This is a genomic window from Mesorhizobium sp. M7A.F.Ca.ET.027.03.2.1 (assembly GCF_003999175.1).
In the GTDB taxonomy this organism is placed as follows: domain Bacteria; phylum Pseudomonadota; class Alphaproteobacteria; order Rhizobiales; family Rhizobiaceae; genus Mesorhizobium.
Genome location: NZ_RZOM01000851.1, coordinates 1 through 2,741, shown reverse-complemented (window position 1 = coordinate 2,741; position 2,741 = coordinate 1). Strand labels below are relative to the sequence as shown.

Annotated in this window: 3 protein-coding genes; 1 reads left to right on the top strand and 2 read right to left on the bottom strand. The window is 66.3% G+C overall.

Annotated features, from left to right (window positions below; all coding sequences use genetic code 11):
• Positions 1–739: DUF4432 family protein (locus tag EN750_RS27950; protein WP_127398641.1), on the top strand; the 739-nt coding region annotated here is incomplete at its 5' end.
• Here EN750_RS27950 and EN750_RS27945 read toward each other — a convergent pair.
• Together EN750_RS27945 and EN750_RS27940 are read right to left on the bottom strand one after the other, a co-directional pair.
• Positions 736–1,611 (bottom strand): alpha/beta hydrolase-fold protein, encoded by an 876-nt coding sequence (locus EN750_RS27945; protein ID WP_127398639.1) that lies wholly within the window; start codon positions 1,609–1,611, stop codon positions 736–738. The genes EN750_RS27950 and EN750_RS27945 overlap by 4 nt on opposite strands.
• A 25-nt stretch (positions 1,612–1,636) precedes the next feature.
• The coding region (locus EN750_RS27940) for an iron ABC transporter permease (protein ID WP_145967966.1) at positions 1,637–2,741 on the bottom strand (1,105 nt) is incomplete at its 5' end.

The window sequence follows — 2,741 nt, the reverse complement described above, 5'->3', positions numbered from 1 at the left end:
TTATCAGGATGTGCAACTGATCGCCGGCGGCAATTCCGAAGGGCCTTTCATGGCGCTGACGGGGCGCTGCCGACAGACCCTCGCTTTCAGCCATGACTATGTGATGGAGCCCACCGTACGGCTGCAACTCGACGCCAGCAGCCTCGCCGTCGACATCGTGATCGAGAACCTGAAACGCTCGGCCATTGAGTTGATGTACCTGGCGCACATCAATTTCAAGCCGGCCGATGGCGGGCGCCTGGTCGACACCGTAGCGGATGATTCCGCGGACATTGTCGTGCGCCAGACGCTGCCGCCCTTTTTCACACCGAGCGAAAGCTATCTTGCCTACCGCGATGCCGTTGTCGCCGATCCTTCGCGGCATCGCCTGCTGACCAAGGGCGAGCCGATCGACCCAGAACTCGTGCTGACGATGAGGGCTAAGGCGGACCCCCAGGGCTGGGCGCACGCCTTGCAGGTCCATCCGGACCGTACGGCGGATTTCGTCAGCTTTCGCCCCGACGAGCTCAATTATGCCGTCCGCTGGATCACGCGCGGCGCCGACCAGGACGCGCTTGGCCTCGTGCTGCCGGCCACCGCCGAACCAGACGGCTATCTTGCGGCCAAGGAAAGAGGCCGCCTGGTTCGCGTCGCACCCGGGGAAAAATTCCGCTGTGCCCTGCGTTTTGGCGCTATGGACGCGGACGCAGCCACACAACGAGAACAAGCCATTGCAGCGTTGAGAGGTGAAGGCCGTTAGTCGCAAGCCCTCACCGCAAACGCTGCCTGAACCGCGCGATTGACCGTGACCGGCAGGATCGACATGTGGTTTTCGCCAGCGTGCAGCTCGAAGCGCGCACGCACGCCCGGGAGAGCATCAAGCCGCTGCGCCATTGCCCGCGCGAATTCGTCGGTGCGTGTTATCTTCTTCTGCTGCAGGCGCTTTTCCTCGTCCTCGGCGCCAATCTGGAACGGCGCCAGCTTCTCGGTCTCGTACTCGCCGGCCGACAGGATCACGGTCGCCGCCAAACCAGCGGGGATGGCGGCCTCGAAGGTTTCGAGAAAGCGGTCGATGGCACGCTCTTCCCAATAGATGGCGGGGCTCGCCGCGATCCAGGTCTGGAAGGCAGACGGCCGCGTGAACAGGGCATAGAGCGCAAACAGACCACCGAAAGAATGGCCGTAAAGCGCCTGGCGGCTAGCGTCGACCGTGATCCGACTGGCGACCCACGGCTTCAACTCGTCCTCGATGAAGGCAAGGAACTCCCCTGCCCCACCGGTCCGGACTTCGGGCGTGCCCTCATAGAAGGGCGGATAGGTCTTGCCCGGCGGCGGGCCGAGATCCCATGAGCGGCGCAGCGGGTCATAGGCGCCCTCGACGGGATAGCCGATGGCGACGATGACGCCCCAGCCGACATTGCTGCCCGTTGGATAGAAGGCCTGCGCGCGCATGGCGTCGACCGCCGTGCCGATGACGGCGTTGCCGTCGGTCATGTAGAGCACAGGCCAGCCGGCTTCTGGCACCGGCCCGGACGGCACATGCAGGAATATCCGCCAGGGGGCGCCGACCTGCGCCGGGACAAGATCGTGGACCGTGGTGTCGGCGATCAGAGCTGGCGTCGACTTGGGCATCGATATCTCCACAAGGGCAAAACGGTCAGCGGCGGCGCAGCAGCCACATCAGCACCGGGCCGCCGATGAGTGTGGCAACGAGACCGGCCGGGATCTGGCGCGGGAAGATGGCGGTGCGGCCGACCCAGTCGGCGGCGACCATGATCAGCGCGCCGGCAAGCACCGCGCCAATGGCCTGCGGCAGCGCACGGGAAAGGCCAATGCGACGGGCAAGGTGCGGTGCCATGAGGCCGATGAAGGTCAGCGGACCGACGATCAGGGTAGAAGCCGCGGTAAGTGCCGCGACCGTCAGCAGCACGAGAAGCCGAGTCCTCTTCAGGTCAATGCCAAGGCCTTGCACAGCGGCGGGGCCAAGCGGCAGGATGTCGAGCCAACGCATAAAGAAAGGCGCGAGCGCGAAGAGGCAGACGGCGATGCCACCGGTGAACAAGGCGTCACCGACATCGACGCCATAGGTCGAACCGGTCAGCCAGTTGAGCAGCAGCATGGCACGCGGGTCGCCGGTGGCGGTGAGCACCAGGATCAGCGCGTCGAACAAGGCCGTCAGAGCAACGCCGGCGAGCAGCAGCCGCTCCGGCGCATAGGCGGCACGGCGGCCGATCGCCAGCGTCACCAGCAAAGCGGCGAAGGCGCCGATGGTTGCCGCCGCCGTCTGAACCGGGCGTCCGGCATCCGAGAGCGCAAACAGCGCCACCATCATGCCGAGCGCGGCACCGGCGCTGATGCCAAGCACTTCGGGGCTCGCCATCGGATTGCCGGTCAGCCGCTGCATCATCAGCCCGGCAAGCGCCAGCATCGCCCCGGCGCTCAGCGCGGCAAGCACGCGGGGCCACCGCCACGACAGCAAAGGCTGCAATTCGTCACCGAAAGCGAAGGTCCAGCCATGCGGACCCGGTCCATAGAGCAGGGCCAGCCCGAGCAGCAGAAGCAGAGCCAGGCCGATCGCCGTCAGCATAAGGCCGGGCCGGCTTGCGCGCGGCAGGCGCGCGGCCATCAAGGTCGGGGCTTCCGAGCCCAGAGCAAGGCGCGGCAGCAGCCAGAGAAGCAGCGGCGCGCCGAGAAGTGCTGTAATCGCTCCGGTCGGCAGCAGGTCGCCTTGCGGCCCGGTGGCGATCTGCACGGCCTGGTCG